Source organism: Microbacterium aoyamense (assembly GCF_023155855.1).
Taxonomy (GTDB): domain Bacteria; phylum Actinomycetota; class Actinomycetes; order Actinomycetales; family Microbacteriaceae; genus Microbacterium; species Microbacterium aoyamense.
The window spans coordinates 37,630-58,139 of record NZ_JAKNUT010000007.1; the positions used below are offsets into that span (position 1 = coordinate 37,630).

The 20,510-nt window shown below is 69.7% G+C and carries 24 protein-coding genes; 11 read left to right on the plus strand and 13 right to left on the minus strand.

The genetic code is table 11. The annotated features are described in order from the left end of the window. Positions 1 to 4: 4 nt before the first annotated feature. The 6 genes from MA876_RS16270 to MA876_RS16295 all read right to left on the minus strand — a co-directional run bounded on the left by MA876_RS16270 (position 5) and on the right by MA876_RS16295 (position 4,240). Positions 5 to 610 (minus strand): winged helix-turn-helix transcriptional regulator, encoded by a 606-nt coding sequence (locus MA876_RS16270; RefSeq protein ID WP_248151948.1) that lies wholly within the window; start codon positions 608 to 610, stop codon positions 5 to 7. 135 nt (positions 611 to 745) lie between these two features. Continuing rightward, on the minus strand, positions 746 to 1,048 hold the full coding sequence (locus MA876_RS16275; RefSeq protein WP_248151950.1) for a DUF427 domain-containing protein: 303 nt from the start codon (positions 1,046 to 1,048) through the stop codon (positions 746 to 748). Positions 1,049 to 1,070: 22 nt separating this feature from the next. Beyond that, positions 1,071 to 1,988, minus strand: coding sequence for an ABC transporter substrate-binding protein (locus MA876_RS16280; protein WP_248151951.1), 918 nt, complete (start codon positions 1,986 to 1,988; stop codon positions 1,071 to 1,073). Between the two features lie 34 nt (positions 1,989 to 2,022). Beyond that, complete coding sequence (locus MA876_RS16285) at positions 2,023 to 2,751, minus strand: ABC transporter permease (protein WP_248151953.1); 729 nt, start codon at positions 2,749 to 2,751, stop codon at positions 2,023 to 2,025. Next, the gene (locus tag MA876_RS16290; RefSeq protein ID WP_248151957.1) at positions 2,748 to 3,419 is read right to left on the minus strand and encodes an ABC transporter permease; all 672 of its coding nucleotides are present in this window, start codon (positions 3,417 to 3,419) and stop codon (positions 2,748 to 2,750) included. Before MA876_RS16290 ends, MA876_RS16285 begins: the two co-directional genes overlap by 4 nt. Further along, positions 3,416 to 4,240: an ABC transporter ATP-binding protein gene (locus MA876_RS16295; protein WP_248151960.1), complete on the minus strand. Its 825-nt coding sequence runs from the start codon at positions 4,238 to 4,240 to the stop codon at positions 3,416 to 3,418. The genes MA876_RS16290 and MA876_RS16295 overlap by 4 nt, the downstream gene beginning before the upstream one ends. 142 nt (positions 4,241 to 4,382) lie before the next feature. On the opposite strand from MA876_RS16295, the gene MA876_RS16300 reads away from it, so the two are divergent. After that, on the plus strand, positions 4,383 to 5,795 hold the full coding sequence (locus tag MA876_RS16300; protein ID WP_248151962.1) for a dihydrolipoyl dehydrogenase family protein: 1,413 nt from the start codon (positions 4,383 to 4,385) through the stop codon (positions 5,793 to 5,795). 116 nt (positions 5,796 to 5,911) lie between these two features. After that, positions 5,912 to 6,994, plus strand: a complete 1,083-nt coding sequence (locus MA876_RS16305; RefSeq protein ID WP_308221669.1) for a DNA glycosylase AlkZ-like family protein — start codon at positions 5,912 to 5,914, stop codon at positions 6,992 to 6,994. A 7-nt stretch (positions 6,995 to 7,001) separates the two neighbouring features. Here the strand turns inward: MA876_RS16305 and MA876_RS16310 are convergent, their stop codons facing one another. Beyond that, entirely contained in the window at positions 7,002 to 7,697 is a 696-nt protein-coding gene (locus MA876_RS16310) for an LON peptidase substrate-binding domain-containing protein (protein WP_248151964.1), read from the minus strand. Between the two features lie 90 nt (positions 7,698 to 7,787). Here MA876_RS16310 and MA876_RS16315 point away from each other — a divergent pair, with 90 nt between their 5' ends. Next, positions 7,788 to 8,279 carry a DUF427 domain-containing protein gene (locus MA876_RS16315; RefSeq protein ID WP_248151967.1) on the plus strand — a complete coding sequence of 164 codons (492 nt, stop codon included), beginning with the start codon at positions 7,788 to 7,790 and terminating at the stop codon, positions 8,277 to 8,279. A gap of 3 nt (positions 8,280 to 8,282) precedes the next feature. Here the strand turns inward: MA876_RS16315 and MA876_RS16320 are convergent, their stop codons facing one another. After that, positions 8,283 to 9,350 (minus strand): DNA polymerase IV, encoded by a 1,068-nt coding sequence (locus tag MA876_RS16320; RefSeq protein WP_248151970.1) that lies wholly within the window; start codon positions 9,348 to 9,350, stop codon positions 8,283 to 8,285. Between the two features lie 78 nt (positions 9,351 to 9,428). Here MA876_RS16320 and MA876_RS16325 point away from each other — a divergent pair, with 78 nt between their 5' ends. The 3 genes from MA876_RS16325 to MA876_RS16335 all read left to right on the plus strand — a co-directional run bounded on the left by MA876_RS16325 (position 9,429) and on the right by MA876_RS16335 (position 12,640). Further along, a complete protein-coding gene (locus MA876_RS16325) occupies positions 9,429 to 10,250 on the plus strand; it encodes an SDR family NAD(P)-dependent oxidoreductase (RefSeq protein WP_248151972.1) in 822 nt (273 codons plus the stop codon). Positions 10,251 to 10,339: 89 nt separating this feature from the next. Next, positions 10,340 to 10,912: a PadR family transcriptional regulator gene (locus tag MA876_RS16330; RefSeq protein WP_372491542.1), complete on the plus strand. Its 573-nt coding sequence runs from the start codon at positions 10,340 to 10,342 to the stop codon at positions 10,910 to 10,912. 57 nt (positions 10,913 to 10,969) lie between these two features. Next, a complete protein-coding gene (locus MA876_RS16335; protein WP_248151975.1) occupies positions 10,970 to 12,640 on the plus strand; it encodes an ABC1 kinase family protein in 1,671 nt (556 codons plus the stop codon). On the opposite strand, the gene MA876_RS16340 is transcribed toward MA876_RS16335, so the two are convergent. Next, positions 12,641 to 13,840 carry an MFS transporter gene (locus tag MA876_RS16340; RefSeq protein ID WP_248151983.1) on the minus strand — a complete coding sequence of 400 codons (1,200 nt, stop codon included), beginning with the start codon at positions 13,838 to 13,840 and terminating at the stop codon, positions 12,641 to 12,643. 55 nt (positions 13,841 to 13,895) lie between these two features. Next, the gene (locus MA876_RS16345) at positions 13,896 to 15,398 is read right to left on the minus strand and encodes an FAD-dependent oxidoreductase (protein WP_248151986.1); all 1,503 of its coding nucleotides are present in this window, start codon (positions 15,396 to 15,398) and stop codon (positions 13,896 to 13,898) included. A gap of 29 nt (positions 15,399 to 15,427) precedes the next feature. Here MA876_RS16345 and MA876_RS16350 point away from each other — a divergent pair, with 29 nt between their 5' ends. Continuing rightward, entirely contained in the window at positions 15,428 to 15,997 is a 570-nt protein-coding gene (locus MA876_RS16350; RefSeq protein WP_248151988.1) for a helix-turn-helix domain-containing protein, read from the plus strand. A 1-nt stretch (position 15,998) separates the two neighbouring features. On the opposite strand, the gene MA876_RS16355 is transcribed toward MA876_RS16350, so the two are convergent. Further along, entirely contained in the window at positions 15,999 to 16,697 is a 699-nt protein-coding gene (locus MA876_RS16355) for an aspartate/glutamate racemase family protein (RefSeq protein ID WP_248151990.1), read from the minus strand. Between the two features lie 214 nt (positions 16,698 to 16,911). Between MA876_RS16355 and MA876_RS16360 the strand changes: the two genes are divergently transcribed. Next, positions 16,912 to 17,373: a hypothetical protein gene (locus tag MA876_RS16360; RefSeq protein ID WP_248151998.1), complete on the plus strand. Its 462-nt coding sequence runs from the start codon at positions 16,912 to 16,914 to the stop codon at positions 17,371 to 17,373. Positions 17,374 to 17,387: 14 nt separating this feature from the next. Here the strand turns inward: MA876_RS16360 and MA876_RS16365 are convergent, their stop codons facing one another. Continuing rightward, complete coding sequence (locus MA876_RS16365) at positions 17,388 to 18,326, minus strand: aggregation-promoting factor C-terminal-like domain-containing protein (protein ID WP_308221670.1); 939 nt, start codon at positions 18,324 to 18,326, stop codon at positions 17,388 to 17,390. A gap of 174 nt (positions 18,327 to 18,500) precedes the next feature. On the opposite strand from MA876_RS16365, the gene MA876_RS16370 reads away from it, so the two are divergent. Genes MA876_RS16370 through MA876_RS16380 form a run of 3 tightly spaced genes read left to right on the plus strand, consistent with a single transcriptional unit; the run spans position 18,501 to position 19,842 of the window. After that, positions 18,501 to 18,845 (plus strand): DUF2200 domain-containing protein, encoded by a 345-nt coding sequence (locus MA876_RS16370; RefSeq protein WP_248152011.1) that lies wholly within the window; start codon positions 18,501 to 18,503, stop codon positions 18,843 to 18,845. Between the two features lie 35 nt (positions 18,846 to 18,880). Then, positions 18,881 to 19,570 (plus strand): NUDIX hydrolase, encoded by a 690-nt coding sequence (locus MA876_RS16375; RefSeq protein WP_248152014.1) that lies wholly within the window; start codon positions 18,881 to 18,883, stop codon positions 19,568 to 19,570. A 56-nt stretch (positions 19,571 to 19,626) separates the two neighbouring features. Then, positions 19,627 to 19,842 carry a hypothetical protein gene (locus MA876_RS16380; RefSeq protein ID WP_248152018.1) on the plus strand — a complete coding sequence of 72 codons (216 nt, stop codon included), beginning with the start codon at positions 19,627 to 19,629 and terminating at the stop codon, positions 19,840 to 19,842. 30 nt (positions 19,843 to 19,872) lie between these two features. Here the strand turns inward: MA876_RS16380 and MA876_RS16385 are convergent, their stop codons facing one another. Then, positions 19,873 to 20,502: a peptidoglycan DD-metalloendopeptidase family protein gene (locus tag MA876_RS16385; protein ID WP_248152021.1), complete on the minus strand. Its 630-nt coding sequence runs from the start codon at positions 20,500 to 20,502 to the stop codon at positions 19,873 to 19,875. Positions 20,503 to 20,510: the final 8 nt, after the last annotated feature.

The following is a 20,510-nucleotide window of genomic DNA, read 5'->3' on the forward strand; positions in this document are numbered from 1 at the left end:
GAGGTCAGCGCGCGAGGTGCACGACGCACGTCGTCGGGTCGCACGACGGCGCGAGACCGTCGACCTGGAGCGGTCCGCGCGCCTCGGCGAGCACGCTCTGCATGAGCCCGACGTGCACCGAGCACAGGATGCCGCGCTGCGCGGGGTCCATGTCGGCGTGCGCGCACGGACTCAGGTCGACCGTGAGCTCGCGCTCGTCGACGATGGGGTCGAAGCCAGCCGCCTCGAGATCCTCGACCAGTGCGTCGAGCTGGTGCACGGCGTCGTCCTCGAGCGCCGAGGCATCCGTCGGCGGCAGAACGCGCCGCAGCAGGTCGCCTCGGCGCGCGGCATCCATCGCCTTGCGGCGGGCTATGGGACTGGACGCGTCGTCGGCTCCGGTCGCGGCGCTGTAGAAGACGCGGGGACGACCGCGCGTCGTACGGTGCTCGCGTTCCGTGACGATGTATCCGCCGTCGGCGAGACGCTGCAGGTGCTCCCGCACCGTGTTGGCGTGCAGGCCGGTGTGCTCGCAGAGGTCCTGGATCGTGCGACCGGGGCTCACCTGCAGGAGGTGCAGGATCTCGACGCGTGAGTAGCTCGAGATGGCGCTATAGGACGTGCGGGCCATACCCCGATCATTCCACGCGATGCTCAGGCCGTGGCGCGGAGCACTGTCAGCACGCGCCGGTGCTCACTCGGATTCCGGGACAACGTGCGAGACGGGGCCCGGCGCAGCGGCCGGACCCCGTCTCGTGAGAACGGGTCACTCCGTGACGTCGACCTCTTTCCAGAAAGCGACGTAGCCCGAGAAGTCCTTGCCCACGCGGTCGAACGCGGTCGGGTACGGAGTCGGGTACGACCACGCGCGGTCCGCCAGCACGCCGTCCGCTGTCTTGACCGAGTAGTACTGGGCCTCGCCCTTCCACGGACACGTGTAGGGGGTGGCGCTCTCTTCGAGTTCGCTCCATTTCACGCTCGCGGGCGGGAAGTACCAGTTGCCCTCGATCGAGATCAGGTCGTCCTTATCGGCTTCGGCGATGACCGTGCCGTTCACGACTGCCTTCATTTCGTCCTCCTTTGCGAGAGGCTCAGCCGAGGTTGTTCGCGGCGAGCCAGTCCTTCGCGATGTCGGCCGACGAGCGCTCGTCGACGGTCGACTCGACGTTGAGCGCGACGAGACCCTCAGGGGTCAGGGCGGCGCTCACGGCGTTGATGACGTCGGCGATCTCGTCCGCGATATCCGCGTTGACGACGGGGACGACGTTGGATGCCAGGAGCAGCCCGTCGGGGTCCTCGAGCGTCACGAGATCGTTGATGCCGATCGCCGGGTCGGCGCTGTACACGTTGGCCACCTGGATGTTCCCGGCCACGAGCTCGGCGACCGTCGTGTCGGCCGTCGGGTTGAACGTGACGTCGACGCCGTAGATCTCCTTGAGGCCTGTCGGCCCGTACGGACGCGTCTCGAGTTCGGGAGCGCCGCCCAGCACGAGCGGCGTGATGCCGGCCAGGTCGCCGATCGTGGTGAGGCCGTTCTCGTCGGCGAAGGCCGACGTCACGTTGTACGAGTCCTGGTCGGTCGCGGACGACTGGTCGAGAACCGTGAGGCCGTCGGGGAGCGCCTCCTGCAGCTGCGCGTAGACCTCGTCGGACGTGGTCGCCGTCGCGTCGGGCTCGAAGAACTGCAGCAGGTTGCCGGTGTACTCGGGGAACAGGTCGACCGAGCCGTCCTCGAGCGAGGGGATGTAGGCGTCCCGCTGCCCGATGTTGAACTTGCGCTCGACCGTGAAGCCGGCGCCTTCGAGCGCCTGCGCGTAGATCTCGGCGATGATCTCGTTCGAGTAGTACGTCTGCGAGCCGACCACGATCGTCTCGGAGTCGCCGCCTCCGGCGTCGCCGCTCGAGCCGCCGTCGAGCGGATCGCCGCCGGACGCGCAGCCCGCGAGGGCGAGCGCGGCGACCGCGGTGCCGGCGAGTGCGAGGGAGAGCCGTGTGCGTGTGATCTTCATGTGGAACCTCCGGTGTTGTGAGGGGCAGGGGGAGTCAGAGGGACGGCGCGTAGCCGACGTTCGAGCTGATCGGGGCCGGGGTCGGCCGCCGCCGACGCCGAGACTCCGTGCGCGGGACGGCGTACCGTGCGAGGAGCGCGAAGAGCCCGTCGAGGATGAGGGCGAGGGCGATGATGATGATGGATGCCCCGAGGATCTGCACGAAGTCGCGGTTGGCGAGCCCCTGCATGATGTAGAAGCCGAGCCCGCCGAGGCCGAAGTACGCGGCGATCGTGACGGTCGCGACGACCTGCAGTGTCGCCGATCGAAGGCCGTTTATCAGCAACGACAGCCCGAGGGGGATCTCGATCTTGAAGAGGATCTGCCACTGCGTCATGCCCACGGCGCGGCCGGCGCCGATGACCGTCCGGTCGATCGCCTCGATGCCCGAATACGCCCCGGCGAGGATCGACGGGATCGCGAGCAGGACGAAGGCGACGACCGCCGCCAGCGTCTTGTACGAGACGGGAATGAGTTCGAGGAGGAGCGCGACGACCCCCAGGGCGGGAAGCGCGCGCGCGGCGCCCGAGAGGAACACTGCGACTTCGCGCCCTCGGCCGAAATGCCCGATCGCCCAGCCCCACGGGATGGCGATGATGGCTGCGATGAGCACTGAGCCGAAGGTGAAGGCGAGATGCTGCGCGATCGCGGTGGGCAGCGGGACGGAACCCGTCAGGCGGTCGGGGGAGAAGATCCAGGCGAACGCCTCGAACAGGAGGTTCATGCGACCGCCGCCTTCACGGCGAAGCGCGTCGCGGAGGGCGTGCGCCTCGTCCACGGCATCAGCGCACGGCCGACCAGGACCAGGAGCAGGTCGATCACGAGCGCGATGACCACGACGGCGACGACGCCCGCGAGGATCTCGCCGACGATGTGCCGCTGCGCGCCGTTGGTGAACAGATAGCCGAGGTTCTGCACGCCGATCAGGGCGCCGACGGTTGCGAGCGAGATCGTCGAGACGGCGGTGACGCGGAGGCCCGCGAGGATGACGGGGCCGGCCAGCGGGAAGTCGACGGTCCAGAAGCGCCGCCACGGGCCGAAGCCGACGGCGATCGCTGCGCTGCGCGTCACGGCGTCGACGGACGCGAGGCCGTCCGTCACCGATCGCGTCATGATCGCGATCGCGTAGATCGTCAGAGCGATGACGAGGTTCGTCTCGGAGAGGTACGGCACGCCGAACAGGGACAGGATCGCGAACAGCGCGAAGGACGGGATCGTGTACAGCAGGCTCACGGTCGTGAGGACCGAGCCGCGGAGCCGTGTGTAGCGGAATGCCGCCCACCCGATCGGCAGGGCGATGACGAATCCGAGCACGATCGCGATGGCGCTCTGGCGCAGATGCTGCACGGAGAGCTGCAGGATCAGTTCGAGGTTGTTGAGGACCCAGTTCACGGACTGCCCTCGACAAGGACTCCCTGCGTGCGGCCGTCGGCGTCGACGAGCACGGTGCCGTGTGGCGTCTTCTTCTCGTGCAGGGCCCGCGCGCCGCGTTCGGCGCCGATGAAGCTCGCGACGAAGTCGCTCGCGGGGTTCTCGATGATCTCGTCGGGGGTGCCGATCTGCGCGATGTGCGCGCCCTTCTCGAGGATCACGACCTGGTCGCCGAGCAGGAACGCCTCGTCGATGTCGTGCGTGACGAAGACGATCGTCTTGTCGAGGTCGCGCTGCAGGCGGATCGTCTCGGCCTGCAGTTCCTTGCGGACGATCGGGTCGACCGCGCCGAAGGGCTCGTCCATGAGCAGGATGTTGGGATCGACCGCGAGACCGCGGGCCACGCCGACGCGCTGCTGCTGGCCGCCCGAGAGCTGGCTCGGGTATCGATCGGCGAACGCACGGTCGAGACCCACGACATCCATCAGTTCGAGCGCACGCTCACGCGCGTGCTTCTTCGGCGTGCCCTTGAGCACGGGCACCGTCGCGATGTTGTCGACGACCGAGAAGTGGGGGAGGAGCCCCGCGTTCTGCAGCACGTAGCCGATGCCGCGGCGCAGCTGCACCGGGTCCTTCTGAGAGATCGATTCATCGTCGATCGTGATGTCGCCGCTCGTCGGCTCGACCAGCCGATTGATCATGCGCAGCAGCGTCGTCTTGCCGCAGCCGGATGAACCGACGAAGACCGTCGTCTTGTGGGCGGGGATGACGAGACTGAAGTCGTCGACCGCGACGGTGCCGTCGGGGAAGCGCTTGGTCACACCGCGGAACTCGATCGCCATGCTGTCCTCTCGGGCGGGATTCCAGCCAACCACAGGTGGCCGACACCGGGCCGGAATGTGCGTGACCCTTGACCCACAACGTCATCTATGGCACTTCGCAGTCCTCGCGCCGACGGATTGCGCGCGGGCGTACCGTAGGCCCATGAGCACTCGTGAGTACGATCTCGTCGTCATCGGAGCCGGACCCGTGGGCGAGAACGTCGCCGACCGGGCCGTGCAGGGCGGTCTCACCGCTGTGATCGTCGAGAGCGAGCTCGTCGGCGGAGAGTGCTCGTACTGGGCGTGCATGCCGTCGAAGGCGCTGCTGCGCGGCGGCGCCGCGCTGCGCGCCGCGCGAGATATCGCGGGAGCCCGCGAGGCGGTGACGGGCGGACTGGATGTCGCGGCGACGCTGCAGCGGCGTGACGACATCGTCCACGAATGGAGCGACGAGTCGCAGGTCGCGTGGCTGAACAAGGCGCACATCGACCTCGTTCGGGGCCACGCGCGGCTGAGCGGAGAGCGCGAGGTGACGGTCGAGGCACCCGACGGATCGACCGTCACGCTCGTCGCGCGCCACGCGGTGGCCGTGTGCACAGGGACGGATGCCGCGGTCCCCGGCATTCCGGGGCTCGCCGAGGCATCCCCCTGGACGAGTCGCGAAGCGACGAGCGTCGAGGTCGTGCCGACCTCGCTCGTGACCCTGGGCGGTGGCGTCGTGGGGGTGGAGATGGCGACGGCGTTCGCCTCGTTCGGGACCGAGGTCACGGTCGTCGCTCGGTCGGGTCTGCTCACGACGCTCGAACCGTTCGCGGGCGAGCTCGTCGGCGATGCACTGCGCGAAGCCGGCGTCACGATCCGGTCCGGAGGCGTCGACGCGGTCGCCCGCGACGGCGGCGGTGTCGTGGTCACGCTCTCGGATGGATCGGAACTCCGCGCCGCGGAGATTCTCGTCGCGACCGGGCGCACGCCCCGCACCGAGGACGTCGGCCTCGACGCCGTCGGACTCGAACCCGGATCCTGGCTCGACGTCGACGACACGATGCTCGTGAAGGGCTTCGACTGGCTCTACGCCGTCGGCGACGTCAACCGCCGCGCGCTTCTGACGCACCAGGGCAAGTACCAGGCGCGTGCCGCGGGCGACGTCATCGCGGCGCGAGCGCGCGGCGGGGAGGTCATGGATGCCCCGTGGGGCCGCCATGTCGCGACGGCCGATCACGCGGCGGTGCCGCAGGTCGTTTTCACCGACCCCGAGGTCGCTGCCGTCGGGCACACCGAGGCGTCTGCGCAGGCGGCGGGCATCGGCATCCGCGTCCTCGACTACGACCTCTCGTGGGTCGCGGGCGCGAGCACCTACGCAGACCACTACACCGGCCGGGCACGGGCGATCGTCGACGAGGAGCGCGGCGTGCTCATCGGCGCGACCTTCGTCGGCCCTGACATCGCGGAGCTCCTGCACTCGGCGACGATCGCGATCGTCGGAGAGGTGCCGATCGAGCGCCTCTGGCACGCGGTGCCGTCCTATCCGACCGTGAGCGAGGTCTGGCTGCGTTGGCTCGAGGCTTGGGGTCGCTGATCGCCCTTCTGCCGGTTCTTCGGGTTCGGGGCGCCCATTCCCGTTGGGGCGGGGGATGGCCCGCCCCAACGGGAATGGGGCGCCCCAAGTCCGAGGCGCTCGGTAACGTCGTCGACGTGGTGCACGAGCTCACGAAGGACCAGGCGCGCCGCATCATCGTGCGCGCGCAGCTGCTGGACGCGGGCCGAGCGGGGGACGTCGTCGAGGTCGCCGAGCAGCTGGGCTACGTCAAGATCGACCCGACCGCGACCATCGCGCCGTGCGAGCACACCGTGCTGTGGTCGCGCATCGGGTGGTCGTACGAGCCGGGGCAGCTGCAGAAGGCGGTCGAGATCGATCGGCAGCTCTTCGAGTTCGACGGCGCGTTCCGCCCCATGAGCCTCCTGCCGCTCATGCTGCCGAAGATGCGCAGGTGGCCGGAGCGCGAGAAGACGAAGCAGTGGCTCGAAGCCAACGACCGGTTCGCGCGCGACATCCTGGCGCGCCTGAAGGCCGACGGGCCGCTCCTGGCATCCGACATCCCCGACACCGCGCAGGTGAGCCGCGCACCCGATGGGTGGAGCGGCTCGAACCAGGTGCCGATCATGCTCGACTTCCTGCTGCGGCAGGGCAAGGTCGCGATCGTCGGCCGCGAGGGCCGGCACCGGCGCTGGGACCTCGCCGAGCGCGTCTACCCGACCGACCTGCCGGCGTATTCGGACGAAGAAGCCGCCGAGCTGCTGGGGGAGCGGATGCTGCAGGCCGCCGGTCTCGCGAAGCCCCACTGGTGGTGGAACGGCGTGGGCAAGAACTCGGGCGAGGCAGCCGTCGTCGAGGGGAGCACGTGGAAGCTGCGGGTCGATCCCGAAGCGCTCGCCGCGCTCGAAGAGGCCGACGACGGCGGTCGCGTCGCGTTCCTCAACCCCTACGACAGCCTGCTCTTCGACCGCGGCCGGCTGCGCGAGCTCTTCGAGTTCGAGTACGTGCTCGAGCAGTTCAAGCCCAAGCCCCAGCGGCGCTACGGGTACTTCGCGCATCCGATCCTCATGGGCGATCGATTCGTCGGAATGCTGGATGCCGAGCTCGATCGCTCGCGCGACGTGCTCCGCGTGAACGCCGTGCACGAGTTCCTGCCGTTCGAGCCCGAGGAGCACGAGATGGTGCGCGCCGAGATCGCCGAGCTCGCGGAGTGGCTCGGCGTCACCGTCGCGATGAGCTGACCGGCGCTCAGTCGCGCTCGGACTCCGGATCCCCTGGCTCGGGGCCATCCGCCTCGCGGAGCAGGTCTTCGAGTTCGCGGTCGAAGTCGTCGCCCGGCGGCGGTGCCGTGAGCTCCGGCTCGGCAGCGAGTGTCAGATCGATGAGGGTCGCGAGCAGTTCGCCTACGCTCCTCGCACGCAAGAGCCGGTACTGATCCCACTCCGTGAGCGGCGCGATCGCGGCCAGCTGCCACGCGGCCTCGACGGGCTCGTCCGAGACCTCGGTGTCGGGATCCCATCGCGTCTCGGCGTACTCGCCAGCTCGGGCGAGCACGCGGCGCACGATGCTCTCGGCCTGCTCGAGCAGGGGCGCGTACTCCTCGTTCCACACGAGGTCGGGCAGCACCTCGAGCACGGCACGCGGGTACGGGTCGTCCTCGAGCCACTGCGTCACCGCGACACGACGACGGCCGATCGCGACGAGCTGGATGTCCTCCTCACCGGCGACGACCCGGATGACACGCGCCATCGTCCCGAGGTCGAGCCGCTGGTCGCCGCCGCCCGCCTCGTGCCCGCGCTGGATGAGGACGACGCCGAACTCCGGATCGGGATCGTCGAGCAGCTCGCCGAGCATGACGAGGTACCGCGGCTCGAAGATCCGCAGCGGCAGCGGCGTGTGCGGGAACAGCACCGACCCCAGCGGGAACATCGGCGAGGCATCCATGCGGTCAGTCAACCACCGGTGTCGCATGCCGCGGCCGATGTCCAGGGCATGCACAGCCTCGCGCTCGCCCCGCGCGCGTAGCGTGACCTCATGATCACGCGCCATCCCGTCCTGCCGGGCCAGGAGTCCGTGTGGGACTATCCCCGGCCGCCTCGCGTCGAGCACGTGTCGAAGCGCGTGAGCATGGAGCTCGGAGGCGAGGTGATCGTCGATACGGATGATGTCGTCCGCGTGCTCGAGACGAGTCATCCACCCGTCTACTACGTGCCGATCGACGCCTTCGCCCCCGGCGCCCTCACGCCGGGCGAGGGTTCGTCGTTCTGCGAGTTCAAGGGCGGCGCTCGCTACTTCGACGTCCACGGCGGCGACGAGCACAGGCCGCGCGCGGGCTGGACGTACCCGCATCCGTCTCCCGGATACGAAGTGCTCGCGGGCCGCGTCGCGGTGTACGCCGGCGTGATGGACCGGTGCACGCTCGACGACGTCGTGGTCGTGCCCCAGCCCGGGGGCTTCTACGGAGGGTGGATCACGCCCGAGATCGTCGGCCCGTTCAAGGGCGTCCCCGGCTCCATGGGCTGGTAGCCCTCACCAGCCTCCCCGGGTCGGGGTGTGGCCCTCGCGGGCGTCGTCGGGCATCTCCATCTCGGCGCGGACGCCGAGCAGTCGCAGCGGCCGATCGGGTTCGATCTTCGCGACGAGCGCCATGACCTCGGCGAGCACCGCGTCGCGGTCGAAGGTCGTGGCGACCCTGCGCGTGAAGGTCTTCGTGAGAAACGGTGCGTAACGCACCTTCAGGCCCACGCCCACGACGGGCCGACCCTCTTTCGCGACGTCCTCCAGCACCTGGGCGAGCAGGTCGCGCGCTGCCCGCGCGATCTCGTCCGGGTCGACGATGTTCTGCTGGAACGTGGTCTCGCGGCCGTGGCCGCGCGCGACCCAGGGGGTGTCGTCGACGACATTCGACCCGTCGCCTCGGCCGAGCTGGCGGTACCACGGGCCCATCTTGGGACCGAACTCCGCGGCGAGGGCATCGAGATCGGCCCGCGCGAGCTCGTCGACCGTCTCGATGCCGAGAGCGGCGAGACGCTTCGAGACCTTCGATCCGACGCCCCACAGGGCGATCGTCGGGCGGTGGCCCATGACCTCGAGCCAGTTCTCGGCCGTGAGCCGGAACGTGCCGCGCGGCTTGCCGAAGTCGGTCGCGTTCTTGGCTCTGACGAGGGTGTCGCCGATTCCGACGCTGCAGTGCAGCTCGGTGCGTTCGAGGACGGCGCGCTGGATGCCGCGCGCATACGCTTCGGGATCTTCCGTGTCCACACCGACGAACGCCTCGTCCCAGCCGAGGACCTGGACGACGGCGCCGGGCTGCGCGCGCAGCGTCTGCATGACCTCCTCGGACGCGGCCGTATACGCGGGTGCGTCGACCGGCAGGATGACGGCATCCGGGATCTTCCGCGCGGCGATGCGCAGCGGCATCCCCGATCCGACGCCGAAGGCGCGCGCTTCGTACGAAGCCGTCGACACGACGGCGCGCTCTGTCGGATCCCCTCGCCCCCCGACGATGACGGGCAGGCCCGCCAGCTCGGGGCGCCGCAGGATCTCGACCGCCGCGATGAACTGATCGAGGTCGACGTGCAGCACCCAGCTCGTCATGGCACCAGTGTGGCGGGAATCGCATCCGAACGGCCAGGGGCGTCGAATAGGGTGACGTTCTCGAACATCGGAGGAATCGTGCCGCGCACCATCGTCATCACCGGAGCCAGCGACGGCATCGGGGCCGCCGCCGCGCGGCAGCTGCACGCCGCGGGCGAAGAGGTCGTCGTCGTCGGGCGGGACCCTGCCAAGACCGCGGCGATCGCGGGGGAACTCGGTGTCGCGTCGTACGTCGCCGACTACAGCGAGCTCGCGCAGGTGCGCACTCTCGCGGCCGATCTGCGTGCGAACCATCCCCGCATCGACGTCCTCGCCAACAACGCGGGTGGCGTATTCGGCGAGCGACGGGTGACGGGCGACGGGTACGAGATCACGTTCCAGGTGAACCACCTGGCGGGTTTCCTCCTGACGAACCTGCTTCTCGATCGCCTCATCGAGAGCGAGGCCGCCGTCATCCAGACCTCCAGCCTCGCCGCGAAGCGGTTCTCGCGATTCGACATCGACGACCTGCAGGGCGAGCGGCGGTACACGGCGAGCACGGCCTACGGCAACGCGAAGCTCGCGAACGTCCTGTTCACGAAGGAGCTCGATCGCCGGTATCGCGATGAGGGCATCTCAGCGGTCGCCTTCCACCCGGGCGCCGTCGCGACGAGCTTCGCGGCGCAGGCGCACGGAGCGTGGCGGTTCCTGTACACGAACCCGCTCGCGAAGAAGATCCTCGTGTCGGCGGATGCCGGGGGCGCTCATCTCACGTGGCTCGCGCTCGGTGTGCCGGGCGGTTCGTGGCGACCGGGTGAGTACTACGCCAACGACCGTGTCGCTCGGACGAGTCCGATCGCCGACGACACAGCGATCGCCGCGCGACTGTGGGACGAAAGCGCCGAGATGACCGGGCTGTGAACTTCCTGCATCCCGTTCTGTGATCCGTCTCAGCGATATATCGTTGTGTATCGCTGAACCGCTCGTGTTCGGCATCGAGGAGGCTCGTCATGAGCGATTCATTCCTGAACGACATGTTCGCATCGCGCGGGCGGGGCGGTTCGCAGCCCTGGCCCATGAACAATCTCTGGGAGGCGTTCGACCAGCTCAAGGGGCAGTTCGAGCAGAAGACCGGCGGTTCGCGCATGGCGAAGGGCGATGTGCGCCAAGCGGTGCTGACGCTCCTCGCCGAATCGCCGATGCACGGCTACCAGATCATCCGAGAGATCGATGAGCGCAGCGGCGGCTCGTGGAAGCCGAGTCCCGGCTCCGTCTACCCCACGCTCCAGCTGCTGACCGATCAGGGACTCATCAGCGCGTCCGAGTCCGACGGTCGCAAGACCTATTCGCTCACGGCCGAGGGTCGTGCCGTCGTCGACGCCGATGCTCCGAAGGCGGCTCCGTGGGAATCCAGCGCGCCCAAGGAGGGCAGTCGGTCCGGCGGCCTCGCCAAGGCGGGGATCGACCTCGCGCAGGCGGCGGCACAGGTGGGGCGCTCGGGTACGCCCGAGCAGATCGCCCAGGCGACCGAGGTGCTCGCCGAGGCCCGGCGTAAGCTCTACTCGATCCTCGCCCAGGACTGACCGGATGACCGGATCCCGGCGGCCGTCGGACGAGGGCCGCCGGTGACAGGAGACCCCATGCCCGACGCGGCCGGCTCCCGCGCCCGCTATCGCCGTATCCTGCGATTCGCCGCGCGCTACATGGCGCAGGCGTGGTGGTTCGAGCTGTTCCTGCCCCGCATCGGGCTCGGGCGCCTCGCGGCGCGCGGTCGCGCACGCCGACTGCAGGGCATCGCTCGCAGCTTCCACAAGCTGGCGGTGTCGCTCGGCGGGCTCATGATCAAGGTGGGCCAGTTCATGTCGTCGCGCCTCGACGTGCTTCCGCCCGAGATCACGAAGGAGCTCGAGGGGCTGCAGGACGAAGTCCCGCCCGTCGCGTTCCCCGCGATCCGTTCGCTCGCCGAGGCCGAGCTCGGCATGCCGCTGGATCGCGCGTACGCGTGGGTCGACCCGGATCCGGTGGCCGCGGCATCCCTTGGACAAGCGCATCGCGCGCGCCTGCTGCCCCGCGACGCCGCCGACACCGGGTTCGAGGACGTCGTCGTCAAGGTGCAGCGCCCGGGCATCGACGAGGTCGTCGCGGTCGATCTCAAGGCGCTGCGCCGCGTCGCGGGCTGGCTCGACCGCGTGCGCATCGTGTCGGAGCACGTCGACCTGCCCGTGCTCATCGAGGAGTTCGCCCACACGAGTCAGGAGGAGATCGACTACCTGCACGAGGCGGCGAACTCCGAACGCTTCGCCGAGTCGTTCGCGGGTGATGATCGGGTCGCCGTACCCGAGATCGCATGGGAGCGCACGACGCGCCGCGTGCTGACGCTCGAGGACGTCACGGCGATCAAGATCAACGACACAGGCGCGTTGCGGGATGCCGGGATCGACCCGTCCGAGGTCGCGAAGCGGTTCGCCGCCGTCATGTTCGACCAGCTCTTCCTGCACGGGTTCTTCCACGCCGACCCGCATCCGGGGAACATCTTCGTGACGCCCGGAGACGATGGGGACTGGATCTTCACGTTCATCGACTTCGGCATGATGGGCGAGGTGCCCGAACGTCTGCGCGAGGGGCTGCGCAGGCTCATCATCGCCGCGGCATCCCGCAACGGTCCGCAGCTCGTCGAGGCGATCCGCCAGGTCGGCGTGCTGCTGCCGTCGGCCGACACGGTCGAGCTCGAGCGTGCGATGACGGCGCTCTTCGCGCGCTTCGGCGGCATGGGCTTCGCCGAGCTGCAGCGGGTCGACCCGCGCGAGTTCCAGGAGTTCGCGACCGAGTTCGGCGACGTCGTCCGCGCGATGCCGTTCCAGCTGCCCGAGAACTTCCTGCTGATCATCCGGGCGGTGTCGCTCACGTCGGGCATGTGCAGCGGGCTCGATCCCGACTTCAACATCTGGGACGCCGTCGAGCCCTACGCCGACGGACTCCTGCGCGACGAGCGCGGCAACGTCGTGCAGGCGTTCGCGCGCGAAGCGGTGTCGGTCGCGGGGATCACGGCGCGGCTGCCGCGGCGGATGGATGACGCGCTCACGCGCCTCGAGAGCGGAAAGCTCGCCGTCGACACGCCACGGCTCGATGCGCGCATCCGCAGTCTCGAACGCGTCGGCCGCCGCATCCTCGCCGGCGTGCTCTTCGCCGGATTGCTCATCGGAGGCGTCGTGCTCCGCTCGCAGGAAGCGGTGTTCGGCACGGTGTTGATGATCGTCTCGGCGCTGCCGCTCGCGTACGCGCTGTTCGCCGGGTGGGCGACGCGGCGCTGATCATGCGCGGCGGCGCATCACGGTTCCCGCGGACACCGTTGCCACGAGCACGAGGGCGGTGAAGACCAGGAGCACGGCGGTCTCACCGAAGAAGAGCAGGCTGACACCGACGGCGATCACCGGCAGAGCGAGTCCGCAGTAGGCGATCAGGAAGATGAGCGCGAGCGTCTCGCCCCGTTTGCCGGGGGCCGCGAGTCCGGCGGCCGTCGCGATGGCGGAGCGGAAGAGGATGCCGACGCCGACGCCGCCGATGATCCCGCCCACGAGGAAGAGGGCGAGTGAGGGGAGCACGGCGCCCACCGCGATCGCGATCAGGCCGACGGCGCAGCTCAGGACGGCGATCGCGAGCTGACGCCGCAGCGCGACGCGGGCGAGGACGACCTGCGCGATGGCCGCCGAGGCGAAGACCGCGAACGGTGTGGCCCCCGCGAGGAGGTGGCTCGGTGCGTGGAACGCATCGACGAGGAACGTCGGCGCGAGCGACGTGAAGAGGCCGAACAGCGCGAAGGACGCGAACGCGCCGAGCCCCGCCGCGACGAACGACGGTCGCGACCCGGGCGGGAACGCGAGTCGCTGCGGGTGGTATCTCGGCCGGGGAACCGGCCGCATCACCGTCTCGGGAACGACGAGCAGTGCGGCGCCCGCCGCGAGGAGCAGCACGAGGAAGACGGCGTGCGGCAGCACGAGCGGGTCGGGGAGGAACTCGACGAAGAATCCGCCGATGAGGGGCCCCAGCGCGAGCCCGCCGAGGTTCGCGGCGCCCGCGACGGACGCCGCGATGATCGGATCCTCGTCGGGCTTCGACCTCGCCCTGAGCTCGGAGACGTGAGCCGTCGCGGTGGCGGTGAGGATGCCGATGCTGACGCCGTTCACGAGGCGCGCCGCCAGCAGTCCGGCGACGTCGTTCCACACGAGGAACATGACGGCCGAGGCCGCCGAGACGAGGACGGCGATGACCAGCATCCGTCGCCTGCCGAACACGTCGCTCAGATGACCGGCGAAGAACAGGCTCAGCACGACCCCGACGGCGTACGCGGCGAAGATCATCGTGATCACCCAGACGGCGAAGCCGTCGCGCTGCTGGTAGAGCGTGTACAGCGGCGTCGGGATGGTCGAGTAGGCCATCGCCGTGAGGAAGACGACGGCGACGATCCAGAAGCCTGTCGCGGCCGACACCGCGCGGCTGCTCGCGTTCGTCATGTCGTCGACGCTAGCGAGGACGGATGCGACGCACCAACACCGCGGTGTCGCGACGCTAAGGGCGAGGGGTGCGGCGCACCATCACCACGGTGTCGTCGAGCGTCGACGGCGTGCCGTCGGGAGCCGTGACAGGCCTGTGGCGCACCTCGGCGAGCTCTGTCGTCCACTCGCTCGGATCGAGCGCGAGCGCCGCGAGCTCGTCGCCGGGCGAGAGGAAAGTGCCGCCGTGCGCGTGAGCGTGCGTCGACCACGGCGGGGGTGCCGCGTGCGAGATGAGGAGCAGTCGGCCACCGGGAGCGATCCGCGCGACGGCGTCGCGCAGGATCCGCGCACGGTCGAGCGCGACAGGCGACTGGAAGAAGCTCGCCGTCACGAGGTCGTAGTCGCCCGCCGGTCGATGGCTTCCGAGATCGGCGACCTCGAAGCGCGCCCGAGTCGTCGCAGCGCGCGCTCGTGCGATGGCCGATGCGGAGATGTCGATGCCCGTCGCATCCCACCCCCGTTCCGCGAGCCAGATCGTGTCGGCGCCCTCGCCGCAGCCGAGGTCGAGCGCGCGACCCGGCTCCAGCCCCTCGACCACGTCGACGAGTGTGCGGTTCGGCGTGCCCGACCAGAGGCGATCCGCGTAGCGGCCCTCCCAGTACACCGCCGGGGCGTTGTCGAAGTCCTCTTCGACGAGGGCGCCGTTGACCGCGCCGCCCACGAGAGCCCCCGCGCCCATCGAGAGGGGCACGTTGGCCATGGGGTTCACGACGTTGCCCGCGGCCCAGATGCGCGGCGAGCTCGTCCGGCCGGTCGCATCGACGGAGAGGAACGAGCCGACGGGAGTCTCGGTGCGATCGAGGTCGAGATGCGCGAGAAAGGCGTCGTGTGGGCGCGCCGCTCCCATCGTGAAGAGAGCATCGACGGGGTGCACTGCGCCGCTCTCGAGCGCGACACCCGTGAGCGCCGTTCCGTCGCCGACCAGCGCGGTGACGGCATCCGTCACGATCTCGACGCCGCGCGCCCGCAGGCGGTGTTCGAACGCGGGGTCGAGGGGGATCGCGGCGAACACGACGACGTCGTCACTCCACTGGCGAACGAGCTGCGCCTGGTGAACCTGATGCGGAGAGACCATCAGCACCCCGAGGCGCCGGCCGCGGACCTCCCACCCGTGGCAGTAGGGGCAGTGCAGGACGCTCGTGCCCCAGCGCTCCGCGAGCCCCGGAACGTCGGGCAGTTCGTCGGTGAGCCCCGTCGCGACGACGAGCGCGCGGGCGTTCTCGACCGAGCCGTCGTCGAACGTGACGGCGACGCCGGCGGCGTGCGCATCGACGCGGAGGACGGATGCCTCGCGCCATGCGACCCCGTAGGCCTCGAGTTCGGCGCGCCCCCGGGCGACGAGGTCGAGCGGCGCGGTGCCGTCCTGGCCGAGCACGCCGTGCATGTGCGCGGCGAAGCGGTTGCGCGGCGAGCCCGCATCGATGACGAGCGTGCGACGCCGCGAACGGCCGAGCATCTGTGCGGCGCTGAGGCCGGCGGCGCCGCCTCCGATGACGATGGCATCCCAGGTTTCCATGTCTCCAGCGTGCGTGGCATACTGCTCGCATGGCAAGCGAGTTTGCGGAATCGGCAAGCACAGCTCTCGTCGGACCACGCCTGCGGGCAGCGCGCCAGGACCGCGGGCTCACGCTCGAAGACGTCGCCGCGCGGGCCGGTATGTCGGTGAGCACCCTCTCGCGGCTCGAGTCGGGCAAGCGTCAGGCGAGCCTCGAGCTGCTCGTGCCGCTCACGCGACTGCTCGGCATCCGCCTCGACGATCTCGTGCGTCCGGATGCCGTGGACCCCCGTGTGCGGCGCCCCGCGCGACGTCGCGGGGGAGTCGTCATCGCGCCGCTCACGCTCGAGGACTCGCCCGTGAGCACCTTCAAGATCACGTACCCGGCAGTCTCGGAGCTGCCCGAGTTGCGCGTGCACGACGGGTACGAGTGGCTGTACGTGTTGAGCGGACGCCTGCGCCTGCGGCTGGGAGATCAGGACCTCGAGCTCGAGCCGGGCGAAGCCGCCGAGTTCGACACACGGACGCCGCATGCCATGAGCGCCGCCGGTTCCGGGGCCGTCGAGGTGCTGAGCATCTTCAACGCCGCCGGCGAGCGGATGCATACCCGCAGCGGCTGAGTCAGGGCTGCGGCGCGAGCGCCCGAGCGACGGCGGCTTCGACGTGGATCCGGGTCGTCGGGAACACCGGCACGGGGCTGTCGGCCTGTGTGACGAGCAGCTCGATCTCGGTGCATCCGAGGATGACACCTTCGGCACCGTCGTCGACGAGGCTGCGGATGATCCGACGGTATTCGGCCCGGGAGCCGTCGGAGACGATGCCGCGGACGAGTTCGTCGTAGATGACGCGATGCACGATCGCCCGGTCCGCGGCATCCGGAATCTTCACGTCGATCCCGTGCTCGGCGAGTCGCTCACGGTAGAAGTCCTGCTCCATCGTGAACGCCGTGCCGAGGAGCGCGACGCTCCCGAGTCCCGCGGCACGGACCTGCTCCGCCGTCGAATCGGCGATATGGATCACGGGGATCGTCACGGCACGCTCAACGGCGCCGATCACCTTGTGCATCGTGTTGGTGCACAGCACGAGGATCTCGGCGCCGGCGTTCTCGAGGACCTGAGCACGTTCCGCCAGCACCGCGCCGGCGCTCGCCCAGTCGCCCGAGGACTGGAGCGCTTCGATGTCGGCGAAGTCGACGGAATCGACCAGGACGAGCGCCGAGTGGACGCCGCCGAGCCGATCGCGCACGATCTCGTTCGCAAGGCGGTAGTACTCGGCCGTGGACTCCCAGCTCATGCCGCCCAGCATCCCGATCCGGCGCATCGGTGGTCCCTTCGTCGGTTCTCATCCTGCGGCACGTGCGACGGCGACGGCAACGTCTGCGACGTCGGGATCCCCGCCGACTCCGCACCTTCTGACCGGGGAGCCCGCCCTGAGTGCGTCGACGACTCCTCCCCAGCTCGTCGACCGCGCGGCAGTGCTCACAGATGCAGCGCGGAGAGGTGGCGGCAGTGTGCAACCCGACGATCTTGGACCCATGACCAGTTCTCGTACGCGACTCGATCGCGACCGTTGCCTCACGACCGACACCGACCTCGCCGACCAGCTCGACCGACTGCTGGAGCGGGCCTATAACCCGCGGCAGCTCTGGCTGCTGTTCCTCGAAGCCGACGACCGTCTGAGCGACGTCATCATGCCGTGCGACGACTATCCGAGCGATCCCGACGAGCTGTTCACCGATCCGGAGGCGGGACTCACCGACTTCGCGCACCTCCTGGCCGACCGCTTGGGCAGGATCCTCGAACTGACGGGCGCCGCGCGGGTCGTCCTGGTGTGGGAGCGCCCAGGAGCCGCCACGCTCGGGGATGACGAGCTCAACTGGGCGCGCGCCATGGCCGACGCGTGTCGCGAAGAGGGTGTGCCGCTCCGGGCGCAGTTCCGACTTCACGACGACGGGATCCGCATCCTGACACTCGACGATTACGCCGGCGTGAGGTGAGATCGGAGCGGCGGTCAGTACCAGCCGACCGACTGCGAGTGCGACCACGCGCCGCACGGCGATCCGTATCGACCCGCGATGTAGCCGAGGCCCCACGCGACCTGGGTGGCGGCGTTCGTCTGCCAGTCGGCACCGGCGCTGGCCATCTTGCTGCCGGGGAGAGCCTGCGGGATGCCGGTTGCGCCGCTCGAGGCGTTGTAGGCCTGGTAGTTCCAGCCGGACTCCTTGTTCCACAGCGCGACGAGGCAGCCGAACTGGTCATCGCCCCAGCCGTAGCCGCCGAGCATCCCGCGGGCGGACGCCTGGGCACCCGCGGGGCTGTTGTCGCCGGCCGCACCACCCGTCGCGTAGACGGGCGAAGGGCGGGCTGCGGCTTGTGCGGCGGCTGCGGCTTCCGCGGCGGCAGCAGCCGCAGCGGCTTCCGCCTCCTGCTTCGCCTTGAGAGCGACGGCGGCCTCGAGACTGCCGCGCAGCGCGGCGACCCGCTCGTCGACGGGCGCGACGAGTTCGGTGACGTCGAGCACGAGTGAGTCGACGATCAGGTCGGGCTGGTCGCCTTCGACGGCGAGCGACAGGCGGGATGCGACATCCGCGAGGTCAGTCGTATCGACGGACGTGTCGCCGACTCCGAGGTCGAGACCGGATGCCGCGATGTCGGCGGTGATCGACGCGGCCGCAGCGAGTGAAGCCTCTGCCGTCGTCACAGCGGACTCGCCTTCCGCCGAATCCGACGCCAGAGCCTCGGCCGTCGCCGACGGCGCAGGAGTCGAATACGACGCGTACACGTACGCCCCGAGACCCGATGCCTCCGCCCCCGAGACCGGGACCGCGGTCGTCACACCGAGGGTCGCGACCAGCCCGATGGCGAGTCCGCCGATGATGATCGCGGGGCGGCGGCGGGCGCGTCGCGCGGCGAGGCGCAGAGTGCGGCGGGCAGGAGTGAAGGGCGTCATCGAGCGCATGAAATCTGGTTCCGTATCGTAGGCCGCGCCTCGGGCAGGCGCGTTCGCGGCCGCTCGTGCGGACACAAGTCAGCGAGTCTGCCCGCCGAGTCTGGACGGTTCGGGTGCGTTTCCTGGGTGATCCGTGTGAGCGCGCCGGCCCTGAGCCACGGCTACGCTGGCCCCGTGCACCGCATCTACACGATGAGTTTCGCCTCGGTCTATCCGCTCTACATCCAGAAGGTCGAGCGCAAGAACCGGACGAAAGCCGAGCTCGACGAGGTGATCGAATGGCTCACCGGCTTCGACGACGATGAGCTCGAGCGGCACCTCTCCGAGCACACGACGTTCGAGGACTTCTTCGCCGATGCGGACCTCAATCCGAACGCCTCGCTCATCACGGGTGTCATCTGCGGCGTCCGCGTGCAGGACATCGAGGACCCCCTCATGCAGAAGATCCGCTACCTCGACAAGCTCGTCGACGAGCTCGCCAAGGGCAAGCAGATGGAGAAGATCCTCCGCGCCGCGTGACCCCGGTCGTCCGCTCCTGCACGTAGCCTGATCGGATGCCCCCCGAGTCGAACGTCGCCGAAGCGGCACGATCGCAGCTCGCCGCGGTCGTGGGCCGTCCGCGGGCGTACGACGGTCCGCGCACCAACGCTCGGCCGGCGGCCGTGCTCATGCTGTTCGGCGTGCTCGACTCTCAGGACAGCGGTCATGAGGCGATGGATGCCGCGGTGTCCCGCGATCTCGACGTGCTGCTCCTGGCCCGCGCTACGACGCTGCGTTCGCATCCGGGTCAGGTCGCCTTCCCCGGCGGACGCATCGATCCGGGCGACGCGGACGTCGTCGCGGCCGCTCTGCGCGAAGCGCGCGAGGAGACGGGACTCGATCCGGCCGGGGTCGAGATCCTCGGCACGCTCGAGCAGATTCCCCTGGACTACTCGCGACACCTCGTGACTCCGGTCGTCGGGTGGTGGCGGCATCCCTCGCCCGTCCACGTCGTCGATGTCGCGGAGTCCTCCGCCGTCTTCCGTACGCCTGTGGCAGACCTGCTCAACCCCGCGAACCGCGGCTCGATCATCATCCGTCGTGGCGGGCAGGAGTACCGAGGGCCGGGCTTCCTCGTGCCCGAGGGCGATGGTCATCAGCTCGTGTGGGGCTTCACCGGCATGCTCCTCGATGGACTCTTCGATCGCCTCGGCTGGACCGAGCCGTGGGACGACACTCGAGAGCTTCCCCTGCCCCTGGCCTGACGCGGTCACTCGGCGGTACGCGTGACGACCGCACCACGGCGGAGTAGGTTCGCCCTATGACCGAGCGCGAAGGCACGAACGAACCGGGCGGCGCCGACGAGATCGCCGCGGCCCACGACGCACTGCTCGCCGGACGAGCGGACCTCTCCGAGACGGACGCGCTTCACCTGCAGTCGATCATGGATCGGCGGTCGAAGGCTTTCGAGACGCTGTCGGACACGATGAAGAAGACGAGCGAGACTCAGCAGGACATCATCGACAACCTCAAGTGACGCGGTACGAATCGGAACCCGCGGAACTCGTCACGCAATGAACGGCTCGCCGTTGCGCGGGAGCACGTGCCCTGCCGGCGTCGCGAACGTGATCGGCAGACCGCGCGCGATCGTCGCGTCGGCGGCATCCATCGCCTGCACATGAACGTGCGGCTCGGTGCTGTTGCCCGAGTTGCCGCACGCGCCGATCCGCGTACCGACCACGACATCGTCGCCAGGGCGGACGACGAGCGACCCGCGGCGCAAGTGCGCCAGCAGCACGAACCGCCGGGCATCCTTGATCACCACGTGGTTGCCGGCGATCGCACCCGCGCCGCCCCGTACGCGTTCCCACTGCGTCAGCGCGTAAGCCGCGAGGGCGAAGGGCGACCGCCGGGCGATGTGGTCCTCCTCACCGTCGTGGGTCGCCACGACGGTGCCCGACAGCGGCGAGAGCAGGTCGACTCCGAAGCCCAGGAAGATCTCGGGTGCCTCGGTCGAGAACGCCGACCGCCACGAGCGGGGCGCGGTGCGCCCGCGCTCGTCGAGGGCGACGAAGTCGATCGCGTACGTCGTCGCGAACAGGTGGGTGCCATGGCTCGGCACGTGGTCGGCCGGGCTGTTCTGCGCCATCCACCGCCCCGTGAACGGGAACGACAGCTCGACGCCCGGCGCGGTCATGGCGCCCA

What these genes read in the sequence shown, in the direction of transcription:
- MA876_RS16270 (WP_248151948.1), bottom strand. Translation starts at nt 610, where the DNA reads ATGGCCCGCACGTCCTATAGCGCCATCTCGAGCTACTCACGCGTCGAG.
- MA876_RS16275 (WP_248151950.1), bottom strand. Translation starts at nt 1,048, where the DNA reads ATGAAGGCAGTCGTGAACGGCACGGTCATCGCCGAAGCCGATAAGGAC.
- MA876_RS16280 (WP_248151951.1), bottom strand. Translation starts at nt 1,988, where the DNA reads ATGAAGATCACACGCACACGGCTCTCCCTCGCACTCGCCGGCACCGCG.
- MA876_RS16285 (WP_248151953.1), bottom strand. Translation starts at nt 2,751, where the DNA reads ATGAACCTCCTGTTCGAGGCGTTCGCCTGGATCTTCTCCCCCGACCGC.
- MA876_RS16295 (WP_248151960.1), bottom strand. Translation starts at nt 4,240, where the DNA reads ATGGCGATCGAGTTCCGCGGTGTGACCAAGCGCTTCCCCGACGGCACC.
- MA876_RS16300 (WP_248151962.1), top strand. Translation starts at nt 4,383, where the DNA reads ATGAGCACTCGTGAGTACGATCTCGTCGTCATCGGAGCCGGACCCGTG.
- MA876_RS16310 (WP_248151964.1), bottom strand. Translation starts at nt 7,697, where the DNA reads ATGGATGCCTCGCCGATGTTCCCGCTGGGGTCGGTGCTGTTCCCGCAC.
- MA876_RS16315 (WP_248151967.1), top strand. Translation starts at nt 7,788, where the DNA reads ATGATCACGCGCCATCCCGTCCTGCCGGGCCAGGAGTCCGTGTGGGAC.
- MA876_RS16320 (WP_248151970.1), bottom strand. Translation starts at nt 9,350, where the DNA reads ATGACGAGCTGGGTGCTGCACGTCGACCTCGATCAGTTCATCGCGGCG.
- MA876_RS16330 (WP_372491542.1), top strand. Translation starts at nt 10,340, where the DNA reads ATGAGCGATTCATTCCTGAACGACATGTTCGCATCGCGCGGGCGGGGC.
- MA876_RS16335 (WP_248151975.1), top strand. Translation starts at nt 10,970, where the DNA reads ATGCCCGACGCGGCCGGCTCCCGCGCCCGCTATCGCCGTATCCTGCGA.
- MA876_RS16340 (WP_248151983.1), bottom strand. Translation starts at nt 13,840, where the DNA reads ATGACGAACGCGAGCAGCCGCGCGGTGTCGGCCGCGACAGGCTTCTGG.
- MA876_RS16345 (WP_248151986.1), bottom strand. Translation starts at nt 15,398, where the DNA reads ATGGAAACCTGGGATGCCATCGTCATCGGAGGCGGCGCCGCCGGCCTC.
- MA876_RS16350 (WP_248151988.1), top strand. Translation starts at nt 15,428, where the DNA reads ATGGCAAGCGAGTTTGCGGAATCGGCAAGCACAGCTCTCGTCGGACCA.
- MA876_RS16355 (WP_248151990.1), bottom strand. Translation starts at nt 16,697, where the DNA reads ATGCGCCGGATCGGGATGCTGGGCGGCATGAGCTGGGAGTCCACGGCC.
- MA876_RS16360 (WP_248151998.1), top strand. Translation starts at nt 16,912, where the DNA reads ATGACCAGTTCTCGTACGCGACTCGATCGCGACCGTTGCCTCACGACC.
- MA876_RS16365 (WP_308221670.1), bottom strand. Translation starts at nt 18,326, where the DNA reads ATGACGCCCTTCACTCCTGCCCGCCGCACTCTGCGCCTCGCCGCGCGA.
- MA876_RS16375 (WP_248152014.1), top strand. Translation starts at nt 18,881, where the DNA reads ATGCCCCCCGAGTCGAACGTCGCCGAAGCGGCACGATCGCAGCTCGCC.
- MA876_RS16380 (WP_248152018.1), top strand. Translation starts at nt 19,627, where the DNA reads ATGACCGAGCGCGAAGGCACGAACGAACCGGGCGGCGCCGACGAGATC.
- MA876_RS16385 (WP_248152021.1), bottom strand. Translation starts at nt 20,502, where the DNA reads ATGACCGCGCCGGGCGTCGAGCTGTCGTTCCCGTTCACGGGGCGGTGG.